This is a genomic window from Streptomyces sp. GbtcB7, assembly GCF_019091445.1.
In the GTDB taxonomy this organism is placed as follows: Bacteria; Actinomycetota; Actinomycetes; order Streptomycetales; family Streptomycetaceae; genus Streptomyces; species Streptomyces mirabilis.
Map to the genome: position 1 here is coordinate 1 of NZ_JAGXJM010000154.1, position 394 is coordinate 394.

The window sequence follows — 394 nt, forward strand, 5'->3', positions numbered from 1 at the left end:
TGCCACCCAGCCTATTGACGCCCCCGGACGCGCGGCGATCAGTGGTTGAACAGGATGAGCAGGAGCCCGCCCAGCACGACCAGGCCGCAGACCGCGAACGCGGCGTACGCCCCGACGAGGGCGATGCGCTTCTGCGCCGGGCTCAGCGGGTTCTTCTTGGCGGCCTTCCTGGCGGCCTTGGCGGCCCGCTTCTGCTCCTTGGGCGTCATCACGGTCAGCGCGTCGGTGAAGGTGGCCGGGATGACCACCGGCACCCGTCCCGCCCGAACGAGCAGACGCAGACCGATCGCGTAGAAGGCGACCACGGTCGCGGCGGCGGGGAGCGCCGCGACGAAGACCTGGACGAAGGCCAGCCAGTTGGCGTCGGCGCTCATCGGGTTCCCTCCTCCTCGGA

General features: G+C 70.8%; 1 protein-coding gene. It reads right to left on the bottom strand.

The window, feature by feature from the left end; genetic code table 11:
• Positions 1 to 38: 38 nt before the first annotated feature.
• Positions 39 to 394, bottom strand: a 356-nt coding sequence (locus tag KVT44_RS55635; RefSeq protein WP_217576881.1) for a hypothetical protein, incomplete at its 5' end; no start/stop codon positions are given.